Source organism: Arthrobacter sp. SLBN-83 (assembly GCF_006715285.1).
Lineage (GTDB): Bacteria > Actinomycetota > Actinomycetes > Actinomycetales > Micrococcaceae > Arthrobacter.
Genome location: NZ_VFMX01000001.1, coordinates 4,179,067 through 4,197,273, shown reverse-complemented (window position 1 = coordinate 4,197,273; position 18,207 = coordinate 4,179,067). Strand labels below are relative to the sequence as shown.

General features: G+C 66.8%; 16 protein-coding genes. 10 read left to right on the top strand and 6 right to left on the bottom strand.

What is annotated here, in order from left to right; all coding sequences use genetic code 11:
• Positions 1-5 precede the first annotated feature (5 nt).
• From FBY30_RS19605 to FBY30_RS19570, 8 genes are read left to right on the top strand one after another with little or no spacing between them, the layout of a single operon-like run.
• Positions 6-269, top strand: coding sequence for a hypothetical protein (locus tag FBY30_RS19605; protein WP_142134433.1), 264 nt, complete (start codon positions 6-8; stop codon positions 267-269).
• Positions 269-1,084, top strand: a complete 816-nt coding sequence (locus tag FBY30_RS19600) for a TlyA family RNA methyltransferase (RefSeq protein WP_142134431.1) — start codon at positions 269-271, stop codon at positions 1,082-1,084. The genes FBY30_RS19605 and FBY30_RS19600 overlap by 1 nt, the downstream gene beginning before the upstream one ends.
• A gap of 13 nt (positions 1,085-1,097) precedes the next feature.
• Entirely contained in the window at positions 1,098-2,123 is a 1,026-nt protein-coding gene (locus tag FBY30_RS19595) for an NAD kinase (RefSeq protein ID WP_142134429.1), read from the top strand.
• Positions 2,124-2,127: 4 nt separating this feature from the next.
• Positions 2,128-3,867, top strand: coding sequence for a DNA repair protein RecN (recN, locus tag FBY30_RS19590; RefSeq protein WP_142134427.1), 1,740 nt, complete (start codon positions 2,128-2,130; stop codon positions 3,865-3,867).
• 28 nt (positions 3,868-3,895) lie between these two features.
• Positions 3,896-5,671 carry a CTP synthase gene (locus FBY30_RS19585; RefSeq protein WP_142135468.1) on the top strand — a complete coding sequence of 592 codons (1,776 nt, stop codon included), beginning with the start codon at positions 3,896-3,898 and terminating at the stop codon, positions 5,669-5,671.
• A 25-nt stretch (positions 5,672-5,696) separates the two neighbouring features.
• Complete coding sequence (locus FBY30_RS19580; RefSeq protein WP_142134425.1) at positions 5,697-6,356, top strand: NUDIX domain-containing protein; 660 nt, start codon at positions 5,697-5,699, stop codon at positions 6,354-6,356.
• On the top strand, positions 6,356-7,363 hold the full coding sequence (gene xerD, locus FBY30_RS19575) for a site-specific tyrosine recombinase XerD (RefSeq protein ID WP_200830729.1): 1,008 nt from the start codon (positions 6,356-6,358) through the stop codon (positions 7,361-7,363). The genes FBY30_RS19580 and xerD overlap by 1 nt, the downstream gene beginning before the upstream one ends.
• Before the next feature lie 9 nt (positions 7,364-7,372).
• Positions 7,373-7,855 carry an 8-oxo-dGTP diphosphatase gene (locus tag FBY30_RS19570; RefSeq protein WP_142134423.1) on the top strand — a complete coding sequence of 161 codons (483 nt, stop codon included), beginning with the start codon at positions 7,373-7,375 and terminating at the stop codon, positions 7,853-7,855.
• An 82-nt stretch (positions 7,856-7,937) separates the two neighbouring features.
• Here FBY30_RS19570 and FBY30_RS19565 read toward each other — a convergent pair whose 3' ends face one another.
• The 4 genes from FBY30_RS19565 to FBY30_RS19550 form a co-directional block, all read right to left on the bottom strand.
• Complete coding sequence (locus FBY30_RS19565; protein WP_142134421.1) at positions 7,938-9,077, bottom strand: bifunctional 2-methylcitrate synthase/citrate synthase; 1,140 nt, start codon at positions 9,075-9,077, stop codon at positions 7,938-7,940.
• 86 nt (positions 9,078-9,163) lie between these two features.
• Positions 9,164-10,066: a methylisocitrate lyase gene (gene prpB / locus FBY30_RS19560; protein ID WP_142134419.1), complete on the bottom strand. Its 903-nt coding sequence runs from the start codon at positions 10,064-10,066 to the stop codon at positions 9,164-9,166.
• The gene (locus FBY30_RS19555; RefSeq protein ID WP_142134417.1) at positions 10,066-11,586 is read right to left on the bottom strand and encodes an MmgE/PrpD family protein; all 1,521 of its coding nucleotides are present in this window, start codon (positions 11,584-11,586) and stop codon (positions 10,066-10,068) included. Before FBY30_RS19555 ends, prpB begins: the two co-directional genes overlap by 1 nt.
• Entirely contained in the window at positions 11,579-12,235 is a 657-nt protein-coding gene (locus tag FBY30_RS19550) for a GntR family transcriptional regulator (RefSeq protein ID WP_142134414.1), read from the bottom strand. The genes FBY30_RS19555 and FBY30_RS19550 overlap by 8 nt, the downstream gene beginning before the upstream one ends.
• A gap of 172 nt (positions 12,236-12,407) precedes the next feature.
• Here FBY30_RS19550 and FBY30_RS19545 point away from each other — a divergent pair, with 172 nt between their 5' ends.
• Positions 12,408-14,312, top strand: a complete 1,905-nt coding sequence (locus FBY30_RS19545) for a propionyl-CoA synthetase (protein ID WP_142134412.1) — start codon at positions 12,408-12,410, stop codon at positions 14,310-14,312.
• A 31-nt stretch (positions 14,313-14,343) separates the two neighbouring features.
• Here the strand turns inward: FBY30_RS19545 and FBY30_RS19540 are convergent, their stop codons facing one another.
• The gene (locus tag FBY30_RS19540) at positions 14,344-15,057 is read right to left on the bottom strand and encodes a response regulator (RefSeq protein WP_142134410.1); all 714 of its coding nucleotides are present in this window, start codon (positions 15,055-15,057) and stop codon (positions 14,344-14,346) included.
• Positions 15,054-16,688: a sensor histidine kinase gene (locus FBY30_RS19535; protein ID WP_142134408.1), complete on the bottom strand. Its 1,635-nt coding sequence runs from the start codon at positions 16,686-16,688 to the stop codon at positions 15,054-15,056. The genes FBY30_RS19540 and FBY30_RS19535 overlap by 4 nt, the downstream gene beginning before the upstream one ends.
• A gap of 154 nt (positions 16,689-16,842) precedes the next feature.
• Here FBY30_RS19535 and FBY30_RS19530 point away from each other — a divergent pair, with 154 nt between their 5' ends.
• Complete coding sequence (locus FBY30_RS19530; RefSeq protein WP_142134405.1) at positions 16,843-18,186, top strand: cation:dicarboxylate symporter family transporter; 1,344 nt, start codon at positions 16,843-16,845, stop codon at positions 18,184-18,186.
• Positions 18,187-18,207: the final 21 nt, after the last annotated feature.

Sequence of the window (18,207 nt, the reverse complement as noted above, 5' to 3'; positions counted from 1 at the left end):
GTTCAATGACTGAGCTGACCGAACCGGACGACTCGACAGCCCAGCCCACCCCGGAGTGGCCGGAGGCGGCCTCCCCGGACAGCGGGCGCGGGATCACCGATCCGCAGGTGGCGCGGGCGGTGGCCAGGCTTTCGGACCTACCCGGCCTACCTTCGTCAGATCACGAAGTTGTGTACAACGAACTCCACGACGAACTGCTGGCCGCCCTGAACAGCGATCCCATCGACCAGGTCAGGGCGGCAACCGGCCGCGCCGGCGGGGCAGCCTGATGCCGGTCCGCCTAGACCAGGCCCTTGTGGCCCGTGGCCTGGCGAGGTCGCGCACACATGCAGCCTCGCTGATCGCCGAAGGCAAGGTCACCTCTGGAGGCCAGGTCCTCGCCAAAGCCTCCCTGCAGGTTGACGAAACCCGGGAGCTCGCCGTCGAACTTGATGACCAGGACACCTACGCCAGCCGGGCCGCCCACAAGCTGGCCGGCGCCCTCGACGCCTTCCCGGAGGTATCGGTGCAGGGCAAGAGGTGCCTCGACGCCGGTGCCTCCACCGGCGGTTTCACCGACGTCCTCCTTCGGCGCGGTGCCGCACAGGTGGTGGCGGTCGACGTCGGACACGGCCAGTTGGTGCCGCAGCTCCGCGACCACCCGCGCGTGGACGTCCACGAGGGCATGAACGTCAGGTATATGGCGCCGGAGGACATCGGCGGCCCCGCCGCCCTGACCGTGGCGGACCTGTCCTTCATCTCCCTCACCCTGGTGGTCCAGCCGCTGGCGGACTGCACCGAACCGGGCGGCGACCTGGTGCTGATGGTCAAGCCACAATTCGAGATCGGCAAGGACCGGCTGGGCCGCACCGGTGTGGTCACCTCGGAGCGCGAGCGGCGGATGGCGGTCGAAAAGGTTGCCAGGGCAGCGCTCGACGCCGGGTTGGACCTTTGCGGCCTGGCGCCCAGTCCGTTGCCCGGGCAGGACGGAAACGTCGAATACTTCCTGTGGATAAAACGCAGGATCAGCAAAGACTTGCCTAAGATCAAAGAGCGAGAGGCAGCAGCCGCTGCGTTGCTCGGACAAATCTGGCCGAACCACTAGAGAGCGGAACCTGATGAGCAGGCGTGTACTGGTCCTTGCCCACACCGGCCGCGAGGAGTCGTTGAAAGCCGCCTGGGAAGCCTGTGCCCTGCTGCACGCCTCGGGCATGGTCCCCGTAATGCAGGAGTCCGAGCTGGGGGACATGGAGCGGTTCTTCGGGCATCTGGCCCAGCCGGTGGAGGTGCTCCACGACCACGTCCAGCTGCCCGACGTCGAACTCGTCATGGTCCTCGGCGGCGACGGAACCATCCTGCGGGCCGCCGAACTGGTCCGCGAGGTGGATGTGCCGCTGCTCGGCGTCAACCTTGGCCACGTGGGTTTCCTGGCCGAAAGTGAGCGCGCGGACCTGGCCCAGACCGTCGAGTGGGTCGCCAGCCGCGAGTACACGGTGGAAGAGCGCATGACCATCGACGTGCAGGTGTGGGTCCGCGGCCAGAAGATTTGGCACACCTGGGCTTTAAACGAGGCCGCCATCGAGAAAGCCAACCGGGAACGGATGCTGGAAGTGGTGACCGAGGTGGACGAGCGTCCTCTGACGTCCTTCGGCTCGGACGGCATTGTGCTGGCCACCCCTACGGGTTCCACGGCCTACGCGTTCTCCGCCGGCGGACCCGTGGTGTGGCCGGAGGTGGAGGCGCTGGTAATCGTGCCCATCAGTGCCCACGCGCTCTTCGCCAAGCCCCTGGTCGTGTCGCCGCGGTCCAAGCTGGCTGTTGAGGTGCTGGGCCGCACGGATGCCCAGGGGGTCCTGTGGTGCGACGGCAGGCGCTCCGTTGACCTGCCGCCCGGCGCGCGCGTGGAAGTGACCAAATCGGCCACCCCCGTCCGGCTGGCCCGCACCCACCAGACCCCGTTCTCGGCACGCCTGGTCCGCAAGTTCGAGCTGCCCATCCACGGCTGGCGCGGCCCGCTGCCCAAGACCGAGGCCGTGCACACCGGCCCCATTCCCGTGGTGCGGACGCCCCGGCCCATGCCGCCGCTGCCCGTGCCGCACGTTGAGAACCCGGGCAGCGATCCCGATCCGTCGACTGCAAAGTGAATCCATGCTTGAAGAACTGAGAATCCGCGATCTGGGCGTCATTACCGACGCAACGCTTCCGCTCGGCCCGGGACTGAGCGTCGTAACCGGCGAAACCGGTGCCGGCAAGACCATGGTGGTCACCGCCGTCGGACTGCTGCTGGGCGCCCGCTCGGACGCGGGGGCCGTCCGCAGCGGGGCGAAAAGCGCCACGGCCGAAGCCGTGCTCAAGCTCGACACCGGACATCCCGCCGTCGCCCGTGCCCTCGACGCGGGCGCCGACGCTGAGGAGTTCGACGGCGGCACGGAGCTGATCCTCGCCCGCCGCCTGGGTGCGGACGGACGGAGCCGGGCGTTCCTTGGCGGCCGTGCCGCGCCCGTGGGCGTTCTGGCCGAGATCGGCGAATCGCTGGTGGTGGTGCATGGCCAGACGGACCAGATCCGGCTCAAGGGCGCCACGGCGCAGCGTGAAGCCCTGGACAAGTTCGCCGGGGAGGCGCTGGCCAAACCGCTTGCCGCCTACCAGGACCTTTACAGCCGGTGGAAGGCCAGCCAGGCGGAACTGGACAGCCTCCGCAGCGCAGCCCGCGACAGGCTCCGCGAAGCCGAATCCCTGGAGGCAGCCCTTGCGGAGATCGATGACGTGGATCCGCAGCCGGGGGAGGACGAGCTCCTGAAGGCCGAAGCCGTGAAGCTGGCGAACGTTGAGGAGCTCCGGATTGCCGCCAGCACCGCGCACCAGGCCCTCATCGCCGAGGACTTCGGTGAGGCCGGGGATGCCACCACACTGGTGGACTCTGCCAAACGGACCCTTGAACACGTAGCCGAGCACGACGCCGAACTGGGGTCTGCCGCCGCCCGCCTGGCCGAGGTGGGCTTCCTGCTCAACGACATCGCCACCGAACTGGCCAGCTACCAGGCGGGCCTGGACTCTGAGGGTCCGGAACGGCTCGCCGAAATCGAGGACCGGCGCGCCGCCCTGGCCAAGCTGGTCCGCAAATATGCTCCCACCATCGACGAGGTGCTGGAGTGGGCGGACAAGGCACGCGTCCGGTTCGACGAGCTGCAGGACGATTCCTCCCGCATCGAGGCCCTGGACGCGGAAGTGGTCCGTGCTGAAGCGGACCTGAAGAAGCAGTCGGCGGCCATCAGCAAGATCCGGGCCAAGGCCGCCAAGGACCTCTCCGCCCGGGTCAGCGCCGAACTGAAGGCCCTGGCCATGGCCGACGCCACTTTGGTGATCAACGTCGATCCGGCTGCGCAACTGGGCCCCTACGGCGCGGACGAGATCAGCTTCCTGCTGCAGCCGCATTCCGGCGCCCCGGCCCGGCCGCTGGGCAAGGGCGCGTCCGGCGGTGAGCTCTCCCGCGTGATGCTGGCCATCGAAGTGGTGCTGGCCGCCGTCGATCCCGTCCCCACGTTCGTCTTCGATGAAGTGGATGCCGGCGTGGGTGGGCGCGCCGCCGTCGAGATCGGCCGCCGGCTGGCCATGCTGGCACGCCATGTGCAGGTGCTGGTGGTCACCCACCTTCCGCAGGTGGCCGCTTTCGCGGACCAGCACATCACGGTGACCAAGACTTCCGTCAGGGGAGCCGACGGCGGCACCGCCACCGGGTTCACCTCCAGTGACGTCCGCCTCCTCGATGAGCCGGAGCGGGTGCGTGAGCTGGCCCGGATGCTTGCCGGCCAGGAGGACTCGGAATCGGCGCAGGCCCATGCCCGGGAGCTGCTGGATGACGCCAAGCTGCTGCCGCAGCGGGCCTGACCTGCGCAGCCACGGGAAGGCGTAAATGATGATAGGCTCGAATTCCGTGGTGCAGCGATCAAATTCCCGTGTAAATTCCCGGTTCCCGGGCTCCTCCAAGACGACCAAGCACATTTTCGTCACTGGCGGTGTGGCGTCCTCGCTCGGTAAGGGACTGACGGCCTCCAGCCTTGGTCATCTGCTGCGGGCACGCGGCCTGTCCGTCACGATGCAGAAGCTCGATCCCTACCTGAACGTGGATCCGGGCACGATGAACCCCTTCCAGCACGGTGAGGTCTTCGTCACGGACGACGGCGCCGAGACGGACCTGGACATCGGGCACTACGAACGCTTCCTCGATGAGAACCTCGAAGGTTCCGCGAACGTGACCACCGGCCAGGTGTACTCCACCGTGATTGCCAAGGAACGTCGCGGCGAGTACCTCGGGGACACCGTTCAGGTCATCCCGCACATCACCGATGAGATCAAGCGCCGCATGCGCCTGCCCGCCGAGGGCAAGAACGCGCCGGACGTCATCATCACCGAAATCGGCGGCACCGTGGGCGACATCGAGTCGCAGCCCTTCCTCGAGTCCGCCCGCCAGGTCCGCCAGGACATTGGCAGGAACAACGTGTTCTTCCTCCACGTGTCCCTGGTGCCCTACATCGGCCCGTCCCAGGAACTGAAGACCAAGCCCACCCAGCACTCCGTGGCTGCGCTGCGCTCCATCGGCATCCAGCCGGAGGCCATTGTGATCCGTTCGGACCGCGAAGTGCCCGAGGCCATGCGCGAAAAGATCGGCCGCATGTGCGACGTCGACATCGACGCAGTGGTGAACGCCGCCGACGCCCCCAGCATCTACGACATCCCCAAGACCCTGCACGGCCAGGGACTGGACTCCTACATCGTCCGTGCCCTGGACCTGCCGTTCAAGGACGTCGACTGGACCAGCTGGGACCGCCTCCTCGAGGCCGTCCACAACCCGAAGCACCACGTTGAGATCGCCTTGGTGGGCAAGTACATTGATCTCCCGGACGCCTACCTTTCGGTCACCGAGGCGCTGCGCGCCGGCGGCTTCGCCAACGAGGCCAAGGTCAAGATCCGCTGGGTCCCGTCCGACGAGTGCGAGACCCGTGAGGGCGCCATCAAGGCGCTCGACGGCGTTGACGCCATCTGCGTTCCGGGCGGCTTTGGCATCCGCGGCCTCGAAGGCAAGCTGGGCGCCCTGAAGTTCGCCCGCGAAACCAAGCTGCCGGTCCTGGGCCTGTGCCTTGGCCTGCAGTGCATGGTTATCGAATACGCCCGCAACGTGGTGGGCCTGGAAGGCGCCTCCTCCAGCGAGTTCGAGCCGGACTCCAAGTACCCGGTCATCGCCACGATGGAAGAGCAGCTGGAGTACGTCGAGGGCCGCGGCGACCTCGGTGGCACCATGCGCCTGGGCCTGTACGAAGCCAAGCTCGACGAAGGCTCGGTCATCGCCGGAACCTACGGCAAGACCACCGTCAGTGAACGCCACCGGCACCGCTACGAGGTCAACAACAAGTACCGCCAGCAGATCGCGGACAAGGGGCTGGTCTTCTCCGGCACCTCCCCGGACGGCAAGCTGGTGGAATTCGTCGAGCTGCCCGCCGACGTCCACCCGTACTACGTTGCCACCCAGGCGCACCCCGAGCTGAGCTCGCGGCCCACGCGCCCCCACCCGCTGTTCGCCGGCCTGGTCAAGGCTGCCTTGGACCACCAGAACGCCAACCACCAGGGTGCAGCCGACACGGCGGCCCCCGCGGACGGCGAGCCTGCAGCATCGGGTAGCGTTACCGCTAAGTAGTCAAGAGAACACAAAGGACGGCGCGATGCCTGGTACACCTGAAGCCACCCCTGCCAAACAGGTTTCGGATGCACCAAGCCCGCGCCGTCTTTTGTCTTCCGAGAAGGTTTATGAGGGCCGGATCTGGGACGTCGTCAGCGACACCTTCCAGCTCTCCGAGTCCGGGGACGCCCTCACCCGCGACTACATCGACCATCCCGGCGCCGTTGCGGTCCTGCCCATGAATGACAAAGGCCAGATCCTCCTCCTGAAGCAGTACCGGCACCCTGTGGGCATGGACCTCTGGGAAGTCCCCGCCGGTCTGCTGGACGTCGAAGGCGAGGACTTCGTGGTGGGGGCGGCACGCGAACTCGCCGAGGAAGCAGATCTGGCGGCCGGGACCTGGAACGTCCTGGCCGACGTCTTCAACTCCCCGGGATCCTCCAGCGAGGCCATCCGGATCTACCTTGCCCGGGACCTCACCGAGGTTCCGCACCACGAACGCCATGAGCGGACGGACGAGGAAGCGGAGATCGAGTTCCACTGGATCAGCCTCGACGACGCCGTGGCGTCCGTCCTGGCCGGCCGCCTGCACAACCCGTCCGCCGTCGTCGGGATCCTTGCCGCCGCGGCCGCCCGGGCCGGCAACTACCAAGACCTCCGCCCCGCCGACGCCCCCTGGCCCGCACACCCCAGCCAGCGCTGATGGTCCCGGGTCCTTCGGCTGAAGCAGTACCGTCCGTCCAGCCGGCTGCCGGTGCGGCCCCGGCCGACGTTCCTCCCGCCATTGACCGGGGAATCACTGACTACCTCCAGCACATGGGCGTGGAACGGGGGCTGGCAGCGAACACCCTGGCGGCCTACCGCCGCGACCTGGCCCGATACGCCCGCTACCTGGCCGCTGCCGGGTGCACCCGGCCGGAGGAGATCACCCGGCACCATGTCACCGGCTACGTCCGTGCCCTCTCCGATGGATCCGACGGCGGATCCACCCTGGGGGTGCGCTCGGCAGCCCGGACAGTGGTGGCCGTCCGGGGGCTGCATAAGTTCTGGGCCCTGGAAGGCTTCACGCCCGCGGACCCAGCCAGCGAAGTCCACCCGCCGATGGCCGGTAAGCGGCTGCCCAAAGCCATCAGCGTCGATGAGGTGACCCGTATCCTCGAGGCCGCGGGTACCGACACCGCAACGGGATTGCGGGACCGCGCCCTCCTGGAATTCCTCTATTCCACCGGCGCCAGGATCAGCGAAGCCGTAGGCCTTGACGTGGACGACATCTCCCTGGCGGAACCCGAATCCGGGCCGGCCGTTGTCCGCCTGTTCGGCAAGGGATCCAAGGAACGGATGGTGCCGCTGGGCTCCTACGGCGCCCGTGCGCTGGATGCCTACCTGGTCCGCGGCCGGCCGCTGCTCGCCGCCAAGGGAAAGGGCACCCCGGCGTTGTTCCTGAATGCCCGCGGCGGCAGGATCAGCCGGCAAAGTGCCTGGACCATCCTGAAGGCGGCTGCGGAGAAAGCAAACATCACCCGGGACGTCTCGCCGCACACGTTGAGGCACTCGTTCGCCACCCACCTGCTCGAAGGGGGCGCCGATGTGCGCGTGGTGCAGGAACTGCTGGGCCACGCGTCCGTGACCACCACACAGGTGTACACGCTGGTCACTGCGGACACTCTGCGCGAGGTCTATGCTGCGGCCCATCCCCGGGCCCTGGGCTAGGGGACAGGCATGGCTGCAGCGGCAGTAACCCTCTGCTTTCTCCTGCGGGAGGGGGAGAACGGCACGGAGGTTCTCCTGGGGCTGAAGCAGACAGGCTTCGGCAGGGGCAAGATCGTGGGCATCGGCGGCCACGTGGAGCCGGGCGAGACCTCCGCCCAGGCCGTGATCCGGGAAGTCCTCGAGGAGACCGGGGTGGTGCTGGAGGAAGAGGCCCTGGCCGACGCCGGTGCGGTGCACTTCGTGTTCCCGGCCCGGCCCGACTGGGACATGAAGACCACCCTTTTCACGGCGCGCACCTGGCAGGGTGAGCCGGCCCCCAGTGACGAGATCCTGCCTGAATGGTTCAGCGTTGCGGCCCTGCCGGTGGAGCGCATGTGGCAGGACGCCGACCATTGGCTGCCGGTGGTGCTGGAAGGCGGCCGGGTCAACGTGGTGGTCACCATGCACACCGACAACGAGTCGGTCGCCTCGTCCGAAAGCCGCCTGGAGTAGTCCCGGGAGCGCCCGTGCTGTTAAACGTCCGACGGCGGGTGGCCACCAAAGTGCCCACCCGCCGTCGTGATCTTGCCAAGAGCTACGGAAGGTGCCGTTCCTCCACGCCGTTGTACTCGCTCAGCGGCCTGATCAAGGAGTTGGCATCAAGCTGCTCCATGATGTGCGCGGTCCAGCCCGTGATCCGGCTGGCCACGAACAGGGGAGTGAACGTGGGGGTGTCGAAGCCCATCAGGTGGTAAGTGGGCCCTGCCGGGTAGTCGAGGTTCGGCTTGATGGCCTTGGCCTCGTCCATCGCCGTTTCCAGGCCGTTGTACAGGCCCAGCAACTCGGGGCGGCCGTAGTGGGCGATCATCTTGTCCAGGGCCGCCTTCATGGTGGGGACCCGGGAATCACCATGCTTGTAGACGCGGTGGCCGAAGCCCATGACCTTCTTCTTCTGCGCCAGCGCGTCTTCCATCCAGGCCTTGGCACGGGCGGCGGCCTCCTCCAGGGACTCTTCCTGCCGGATGCCGATCTCGTCGAAGGTGTGCATCACGGCCTCATTGGCACCGCCGTGCAGCGGTCCCTTCAGCGCGCCGATGGCTCCGGTTACTGCTGAATGCAGGTCCGAAAGCGTTGAGGTGATCACCCGGGCGGTGAAGGTGGACGCATTGAAGGAGTGCTCGGCGTACAGGATCATCGAGACGTTGAAGGCCTCCACCACCTCCGGAACCTGTTCCTCGCCGAAGGCCATCCACAGGAAGTTCGCCGAGTAACCCAGGTCGTCCCGGGGTTCCACGACGTCCTGTCCGTGGCGGCGGCGCTGGTCGTAGGCCACCACCGCGGGCATGGCCGCGAACAGGTCCACGGCCTTGGCCATGTTCGCTTCCCGGGAGGAGTCCTCGGCCAGCGGGTGCCGGGCGCCCATCACGGAAGCCGCGGTCCGGCAGACGTCCATCGGGTGGGAGGTGACCGGCAAGGCGTCGATGACCTGCTTGACTACCGGATCCAGGGCGCGGCCGGCGCGCTCCTTCGCCGTGAACTCCGCCAGCTGCTGCTCGGTGGGAAGCTCACCGTTCCAGAGCAGGTAGGCCACTTCCTCGAAGCTGCACTTGGCGGCCAGTTCCTGGACCGGGTAGCCCCGGTACAGGAGGGAGTTCGTGTCCGGGTTGACCTCGGAAACCGCGGTGTAGTCCACCACGACGCCGGCAAGGCCCTTTTTGATCTCATTTTCAGCCATGCTGAAACTCCTTTGTTCCTAAAGCCAGTGTTCCTGGAGCGGGCTGCCGGCTCCTGCCGGCATTCCCGTGGTGTCAGGGTTGGGTGTCAGATGCCGGGGATTTGGAAGTTGAACACCCCGGTGTCAAAGCGGTTGTAGGCCTCATAATCGACGAGGTCGTAGAGCCGGGCACGGGTCAGCATGTTTGGGACCTGTGCCTCCTGGGTGCCGTCGGACTTGATCGCTTCCAGAGTACGCTCGGCAGCGCCCATGGCACTACGGAGCAGCGTCACCGGATAGATAATCATGTTGACGCCGACGCCGGCCAGCTGGTCCACGGTGAACAGGTCGCTCTTGCCGAACTCGGTCATGTTGGCCAGGATCGGCACGTCCACGGCGTCCCGGATGGCCTGGAACTCGCTGAGGTCCTTCATGGCCTCCGGGAAGATGGCGTCCGCTCCGGCCTCAACCAGGGCCCTTGCCCGGTCCTGGGCTGCTTCCAGCCCGTCGGTGGCACGGATGTCGGTCCGGGCCATGATCAGGAAGTTCGGGTCGCGGCGGGCGTCGGCGGCGGCACGGATCCGCTTGGTGGCGGTGTCCAGGTCAACCACGTTCTTGCCGTCCAGGTGGCCGCAGCGCTTGGGGTTGAACTGGTCCTCGATGTGGCAGCCGGCCAGGCCCGCGTTCTCGAGTTCCTGCACGGTGCGCGCCACGTTCATGGGCTCGCCGAAGCCGGTGTCGGCGTCGACAATCGAGGGCAGGTCCGTCATGCGGGCAATCTGGCCGGCCCGGGTGGCCACCTCGGTCAGCGTGGTCAGCCCGATGTCCGGCAGGCCCAGGTCGTTGGCCAGGACGGCACCGGAAATGTAGACCCCGGCGAAGCCCTTCTCCTCGATCAAACGGGCGGAGAGGGGATTGAACGCGCCGGGGAACTGCTGGATGGTGCCGGAGGAGAGCAGCTCGCGGAACCGGATCCGCTTCTGCTCCGGCGTGGTCTTGGAGTACAGCATCAGAAGAGTCCCTTCGGTGCCGCGGCCAGGTCGATGACGCCCGGGGCGGCGGTGATGTTCAGCTGGTCCAGTTCGCCGGCGGCGAGTTGGGGGAGGCGTTCGACGGCGGAGAGGAACCTTTCGATCTCGGCCTCCTCCACCAAGCCTGTGGCCAGGGTGCGGAACTTGTTGACGTACTGCTCGCGTGCGAACGGGCGGGCACCCAGCGGGTGGGCGTCGGCCACGGCGATCTGGTCCGTGATGACAGTGCCGTCCTTGAGCGCGATTTCCACGGAGCCGCCGAAAGCCTTCTCGGAGATGTCCAGGGAGTGGTAGCGGCGGGTCCACTCCGGGTCTTCCACGGTGGTCACCTTGTGCCACAGCTCCACGGTGTCCGGGCGTGCAGCGCGTGCCGGCGCGTAGGAGTCCACGTGGTGCCAGGCCCCGTCCTGCAGGGCGACGGTGAAGATGTAGGGGATGGAGTGGTCCAGCGTTTCCCGGCTGGCGGTGGGGCTGTACTTCTGGGGGTCGTTGGCGCCGGAGCCGATCACGTAATGCGTGTGGTGGCTGGTTTTGATCAGGACGGACTCCACGTTGGCGGGGTCCGTCACCTCCGGGTGCTCGCGGTGGAGCTTGCGTGCAAGGTCGATCCAGGCCTGGGCCTGGTACTCGGCGGAGTGTTCCTTTGTGTAGGTGTCCATGATGGCGCGCTTGGCTTCGCCGGGGGTGGGGAGCGGAACCATGTAGGACGCGTCAGGACCGTCCAGCATCCAGGCGATGACACCGTCTTCGCCTTCGTAGATGGGCACGGGGGAGGTCTGGCCGCGCATGGCCCGGTCCGCGGATTCGACGGCCATCTTGCCGGCGAACGCCGGAGCGTGGGCCTTCCAGGTGGAGATCTCGCCCTTGCGGGACTGCCGGGTTGCGGTGGTGGTGTGCAGTGCCTGGCCTATGGACTGGAAGATGGTTTCGACGTCGAGGCCCAGCAGGGTGCCGATGCCGGCGGCGGCGGAGGGGCCGAGGTGCGCCACGTGGTCGATCTTGTGCTTGTGCAGGCAGATGGCCTTGACCAGGTTGACCTGGATTTCGTAGCCGGTGGCGATGCCGCGGATCAGGTCGTGGCCGCTGGAGCCGACGTGCTGGGCGACGGCCAGGATCGGCGGGATGTTGTCGCCGGGGTGGGAGTACTCGGCGGCGAGGAAGGTGTCGTGGTAGTCCAGCTCGCGGACGGCCACGCCGTTGGCCCAGGCAGCCCATTCCGGTGCCACCCGCTCCTCGATGCCGAACACCTTGGAGCCCTTGCCGCCTGTGCTGGGGCCGTGGGTGAGTGCCTGGGCGCGCGCCGCGACGATGGGGGCCCGGTTCAGGGAGGCGATGGCAACCGAGGCGTTGTCGATGATGCGGTTGATCACCATGTCAGTCACTTCGTCTGAGACGGCGACGGGGTCCGCTGCCACCTGGGCGATCTTGAAGGCGAGCTGGTCCTCGCGGGGGAGGTTCTCTTCGCTCTTGTAGACGCGGACGTGGTGTTCCTTAACCATGATGCTCCTTTGGGTGGGATGCGTGGGTTGCTTTGACGTGGGAGAGGCTGCGGTGCAGGTGGACGATGGTGGCCGCTTCGGCGAGCTTGGGGTTGCCGGCTGCAATTGCCTCAGCGATGGCTGCGTGTTCTGCGGCTGCAGCGGTGAGACGGCGCGCGTCGTCGGCTGCCAGGCGCCTGATCCGGACCAGGTGGACGCGCAGGCTGCGCATGGCCTGGGCCAGGTAGGAATTGGAGATGGCTGCATCTATGGCGGTGTCCAGCCGCCCGACGAGTTCGTAGTAGTCATGGAGCCCCGAGTCGCCGCCGCTGATCAGCTCGGGGGCCAGGAGCAGCTCGTGCTGCAGGCGCTGGAACGTCGCGGGGTCGCCGCGCCGGGCGGCCAACGCAGCGGCCCTGCCTTCGAGCGTTTCGCGGAGTTCGAAGAGCTCGTCGATGTCCTCCAGGGAAATGTCCGTAACGACGACGCCACGGCCGCCGGCCGCCGTCAGCCCCTCCGCTGTGAGGCGCCCCAGTGCTTCCCGCAGCGGTGTGCGCGAGACGCCCAGCCGTTCGGACTGTTCCACTTCGGCGAGGACCGTTCCGGGCGCCAGGCGCCATTCGATGATGTCGTCGCGCAGGGCTGCATACGCTTTGTCGCTGGCGCGCATGGCGTCCTCCTTCCTCGATAACTCAATCAGTGTATACATAGCACCGGAGGTATAACAGGTTTGTCGCCTGTATATCCGAAAAAAGATGGGCAATGTATACAAGACCCTTGTGGCCAAGGCGCCTTTGCCACTAGCATGAGCTGCATCACAACGTCGTGGACGGGATTACCTCATGGTCACCAACAGCTACCGGGACAGTTACCGGCGCAGCGTTGAACAGCCCGAAGATTTCTGGCTGGAGGCAGCGCGAAAGATCTCCTGGACTTCTCCTCCCAGCCAGGCCGTGGACGCCAGCCGGGCGCCGCTGTATAGCTGGTTTCCGGACGGCGTCCTGAACACCTGCTACAACGCGCTGGACCGGCACGTTGCCGAGGGCCGCGGAGGGCAGGACGCCCTCATCCATGACTCCGCCATGCTGGGAACACGGCAGCGCTATACCTACTCAGAACTCACAGACCTCGTGGCGCGCTTTGCCGGCGTGCTGCGCAGTAACGGCGTAGGCAAGGGTGACCGGGTGGTGATCTACATGCCGATGATCCCCGAAGCTGCCATTGCCATGCTGGCAACTGCCAGGCTGGGCGCGGTCCACTCCGTGGTGTTCGGCGGCTTTGCGCCCAAGGAACTTGCAGCCCGGATCAGGGATGCAGCACCTGCCGCCGTGGTCACCGCTTCGGGCGGGATCGAACCCTCCCGCCGCATTGAGTACCTGCCGGCCGTCGTTGAGGCGCTTGAGTTGGCCGGCGCGCAGGACCTCCCCGTGCTGGTCAAGGCGCGCGACGGCTTTGCGTCAACGGTGGCGGACCATGCCGGCTGGCTGGACTGGGACGCGGCCATGGCATCCGCCCAGCCGGCCCGACCGGTCGATGTGAAAGCGACGGACCCGCTCTACATCCTGTACACGTCCGGCACCACCGGCACACCCAAGGGCGTGGTGCGGGACAACGGTGGCCACGCCGTCGCCCTGCGCTGGACGCTTGAGAATATCTACGACGTCGGTCCGGGCGATGTGATGTGGACCGCCTCGGACGTCGGCTGGGTGGTGGGGCACTCGTACATCGTGTACGGTCCGCTGCTGGCCGGGGCCACCACCGTGATGTACGAAGGCAAGCCGGTGGGGACGCCGGACGCCGGTGCATTCTGGCGGGTTGTCCAGGACCACAAGGTCAACGTGCTTTTTACCGCCCCTACGGCGCTGCGGGCCATCCGCAAGGCCGATCCGGAGGCGTCGCTGCTGGCGGACTATGACGTCTCGAGCCTGCGGACGCTCTTCACGGCCGGTGAGCGGCTGGACACGGACACCTTCCACTGGGCGTCCCGGGTCCTCGGCGTGCCGGTGGTGGACCACTGGTGGCAGACCGAAACCGGCTGGGCCATCTGCGCTAACCCGCGCGGGCTGGAGCGGCTCCCCATCAAGGCCGGCTCCCCAAGCGTTCCGATGCCTGGTTTCCGGCTGCGGATCCTCGACGGCGCGGGCGGGGAAGTGGAGTCCGGGACCGAGGGCAACATCGTGCTGGGCCTGCCGCTGCCACCGGGAACCCTGACCACTCTGTGGGGGAACGATGAACGTTTCATCTCCTCCTACCTGCAGGCCTTTGAGGGCTACTACGCCACGGGCGATTCCGGCTACCGCGATGAGGACGGCTACCTGTTCGTCATGGGCCGTACCGACGACATCATCAACGTCGCCGGCCACCGGCTCTCCACCGGCGCCATGGAACAGGTCATCGGGCAGCACCCGGCAGTTGCCGAGTGTGCTGTCATCGGCCTCGCGGACCCCCTGAAGGGCCAGCGGCCCAGTGGCTACGTGGTGCTCAAATCCGGGGTCGACATCCCTGAAGAGGTCCTGGCCAAGGACCTGGTGGCACTGGTCCGCCGGGATATCGGCGCCGTTGCGGACTTCAAGCACGTGACGGTGGTGGACGCCCTGCCCAAGACGCGCTCCGGGAAGATCCTGCGCAAGACCATGCGCCAGATAGCCGACGGCGAGGAATACACGGTGCCCTCCACCATTGAAGATCCAGGAGTCATTGACCAGTTGGCCGGCGTGCTTCGGGTTGGCAGGGCCCAGGCCGGCTGACATGTGGCTGGAACGTCCAGCGGCGGGCACGTCAGCGGGCGTTCCAGCGGTACTCGTTCTCCGGCCTGCCCGGCGTTCCGTAACGGGCAGTCCGGGATACCGTGCCGGCGTCCGCGAGATACTCAAGGTAGCGCCGGGCGGTGACGCGGGACATGCCCAGGGCATCCATGACTTCGGTGGCGGACACTGCCTCCGGCTGTTGGCGGAGGAACTCCTGCACCGAGCCCAGGGTCGAGGTGGAAAGGCCTTTGGGAAGCGGCAGCTCAGACGGAGCCCGAAGGCTGGCAAAAGCCCGGTCAACCTCGCTTTGGGAGGCGCCGCCCTTGGCATGGCCGGCAGTGGAACCGGCCAGCTGCAGGCGGAACTGGCGGTAGTTCTCCAGCTTGTCGGAGAACGTGGCGAACGTGAAGGGCTTGATCAGGTATTGGACCACTCCGATGGCCACGGCGCTGCGGACAATCGCCAGTTCGCGGACAGCGGTAATGGCGATGATGTCCGCGAGGATTCCCGCTGAACGCATCCGCCGGGCAATGTCCAGGCCGTGGAGGTCAGGCAGGTTCATGTCCAGCAGGACCAGTTCCACCGGCTCGCCGGCCGCCACAAATTCGTTCAACAGCCGCAGGGCGGACTGGCCGTCCGGGGCAGTTCCGGCGAGCTCGAATCCTTCCAGCCGCCCCACATAGGCTGCATGCGCTGCCGAAGCGATGGCCTCGTCTTCAACCACGAGGACACGGATGTTGCTCACTGTCTGTGCTCCTTCTCCGCGGGAACCGCTGCGGGCAGGAATACTTCGAACTTGGCGCCACGCCGGCCGTTGATGGCCAGCGTACCGCCCAAGCGCTGCACGGCCTGCCGGACCAATGCCAGGCCGATGCCCCGGCCACCGGCTCCTGCCGGCTTCGTGCTGAATCCGTGCCGGAAGATCTTCTCCGTGTCCTCGCCGCTGATGGGCGTGCCCGAATCGTTGACGGCGATGTCCAGTCCTTCGTCATCCGCCTCCAAGGTCAGTATCACGCGCCGCGGCGGCGGTGCGTCGGCCGCGGCGTCGATGGCGTTGTCCAGCAGGTTGCCCAGGATTGTCACCAGGTCCTGGACCGCAAGTCCGGGTGCGGCGCCGGATCCAAGCGTGGCTACATCCAGTTGCACGCCCCGTTCGTGGGCCTCGGCCACTTTCCCCATGACCAGTGCGCCCAGCACGGGTTCATCGATTGAACCGACCATGTCATCCGTCAGTTGCTGGCTCAGGGCCAGGTCCTGGGTGGCAAAGTCCAGCGCTTCCCCCGTGCGGCCAAGTTCCAGGAGCGAAACCATGGTGTGCAGCCGGTTGGCGTGTTCGTGGGTCTGGGCCCGGAGCGCGTCGGAGAGGGTCCGCATGGTCTGCAGTTCGTTGCCCAGTGCCTCGATCTCGGTCCGGTCCCGAAGGGTGGCCACCGTTCCGTAGACGGGGACCTTCCCGCGCGGGCTGCGGGATTCGGGGCCCCGCGCCGGGCCTTGGTTCACCACCAGCACCCGGGACCCGGCCAGCACCATCTCGTCCTTGGTAGTGCGCCCGGAATCGAACAGGCTGCGCAGTTCAGTGTCGAGGGGGAGTTCTGCCAGTGAGGGCGGACGGGTGGGGTCGTTGCTGCCGGTTTCCGGCAGGCCCAGCAGTTCGGCAGCCTGGTCGTTGTACATCACCACGCGCTTCCTGGCATCGATCAAAATGAGGCCTTCCCGGACCGAGTGCAGCACCGATTCGTAGTAGGCAAACAGCTGTGCCAACTGCTCAGGTCCCCAGCCGCGGGTCACCTGCCGAAGGTACCGGCCCAGCAGCCAGGACACCAGGGAACCGCCCACCAGCAGGGCGACGCCCACGGCCAGCAGGACGGGCAGGCGGCCGGCGAGGGCGACGTCGACGCTGCGGACCGTGACACCGGCCGCCACAAGCGCTTTGACGGCACCGGACGTGTCCTTGACCGGAACAATGGTCCGGACGGAAGGTCCAAGGGTGCCTGCCGTGACTTCCGTAAAGGCGCGGCCCTGAAGGGCAGCGTCAATGGAGCCGATATAGGGTTTGCCCAGTTCCTCATCCCGCGGGTGCGTCCAGCGGGTCCGGTCCGGAGCCATAATGGTGATGAAGTCGACGTGGGCCGCCGCGGCTACGTCCCTTGCATACGGCTGCAGGAGGACGGACGGATCCGGCGTCGCCGCGGCCTGGAGCACCAGGGGATTGGCGGCGATGGAAGCGGCCACCCCCTCCATGCGGCGGCCTGCTTCGTCGTACGTCCGGTCCCGTGCATCCACGTAGGCGGCCGTTCCCACAATGGCGATAAAGGATATGACGATGAGCAGGTTCGCCAGGAACAGCCGGCGGGCAATGCTCCAGCGGTGGATCATGCGTACCTCCATCTGACCCTGCGGGCGCCGCGACCAATATGAACGCAACGGTGAGCTGGATCACGGGTTGCCGAATGATGGGTATCACATTAGGACGTGTTGAGCCCAGAGACTGCGCCGCAGCGTCTATCAGAATATCCACAAGGAGACACACATGGCTTCTCAACGAGGAGAGTCGCTCAAGACCGCGACACCGCGGCGCAAGGGACTGGACAAGTCCCACTACCTGTACATCGCCGTTATCGCCGCCGTCATTCTCGGCGCGCTGGTTGGCCTGATCTTCCCCGAGTTCGGCAAATCCCTCAAGCCCCTGGGCGACGGCTTCGTCAAGCTCATCAAGATGATGATCGCGCCGGTCATCTTCTGCACCATCGTCCTTGGCATCGGCTCCATCGCCAAGGCAGCCACTGTCGGCAAGGTGGGCGGCCTGGCACTGGGCTACTTCATCATCATGTCCACCTTCGCGCTGGCTATCGGCCTTGTGGTGGGCAACCTGATCCACCCGGGTGAGGGCCTGAAGCTGACGCCCTACGACCCCAACAAAAAGGCTGCAACGGACAGCACCGTTGACTTCCTGCTGGGCATCATCCCAGGTGACGTCCCCGTCCTCCCCACCCTGCTGGCGGCCATCCTCGTCGGCTTCGCACTGCAGAAGATGGGAACCCAGGGCGCTCCGATCCTTCGGGCCATCGGCTACGGCCAGGCGCTCGTGTTCCGCATCCTCATCATGATCATGTGGCTCGCCCCCGTGGGTGCCTTCGGCGCCATCGCCGCCGTCGTCGGTGCAACCGGCGTCCAGGCCATCGTGAGCATGTTCACCCTGATGATTGCGTTCTACATCACCTGCGCTTTGTTCATCGTGGTCATCCTCGGCGGCATCCTCCAGGTGGTCGCCGGCGTAAACATCTTCAAGCTGATGAAGTACCTGGCCCGCGAGTACCTCATCATCTTCTCCACCTCGTCCTCCGAGGCCGCCCTGCCGCGGCTGATCGCCAAGATGGAACACCTCGGCGTCTCCAAGCCGGTTGTGGGCGTCACTGTTCCCACCGGCTACTCCTTCAACCTGGACGGCACGGCGATCTACCTGACCATGGCCTCCCTCTTCGTGGCCAACGCGATGGGAACCCCGCTGGACCTCGGCGCCCAGATCTCCCTGCTGGTCTTCATGATCATTGCGTCCAAGGGCGCCGCAGGCGTGACCGGCGCCGGCCTGGCCACCCTCGCGGCAGGCCTGCAGGCACACCGGCCCGAACTGCTGGGCGGCGTGGGCATCATCGTTGGCATCGACCGCTTCATGTCCGAGGCCCGCGCCCTGACCAACTTCACGGGCAACGCCGTCGCCACCGTCCTGATCGGCACCTGGGTCAAGGAGATCGACGGCGGCCAGGTCAGCCGCGTCCTCTCCGGCGAACTGCCCTTCGACGAGCAGACCATGATGGCCGGGCACGGCGAAATGGCGCCGAAGGAAGAAGGCGCACTGGAGGCTGCGAAGGCCTAGCCCCAGCCCTCGACCGAACCA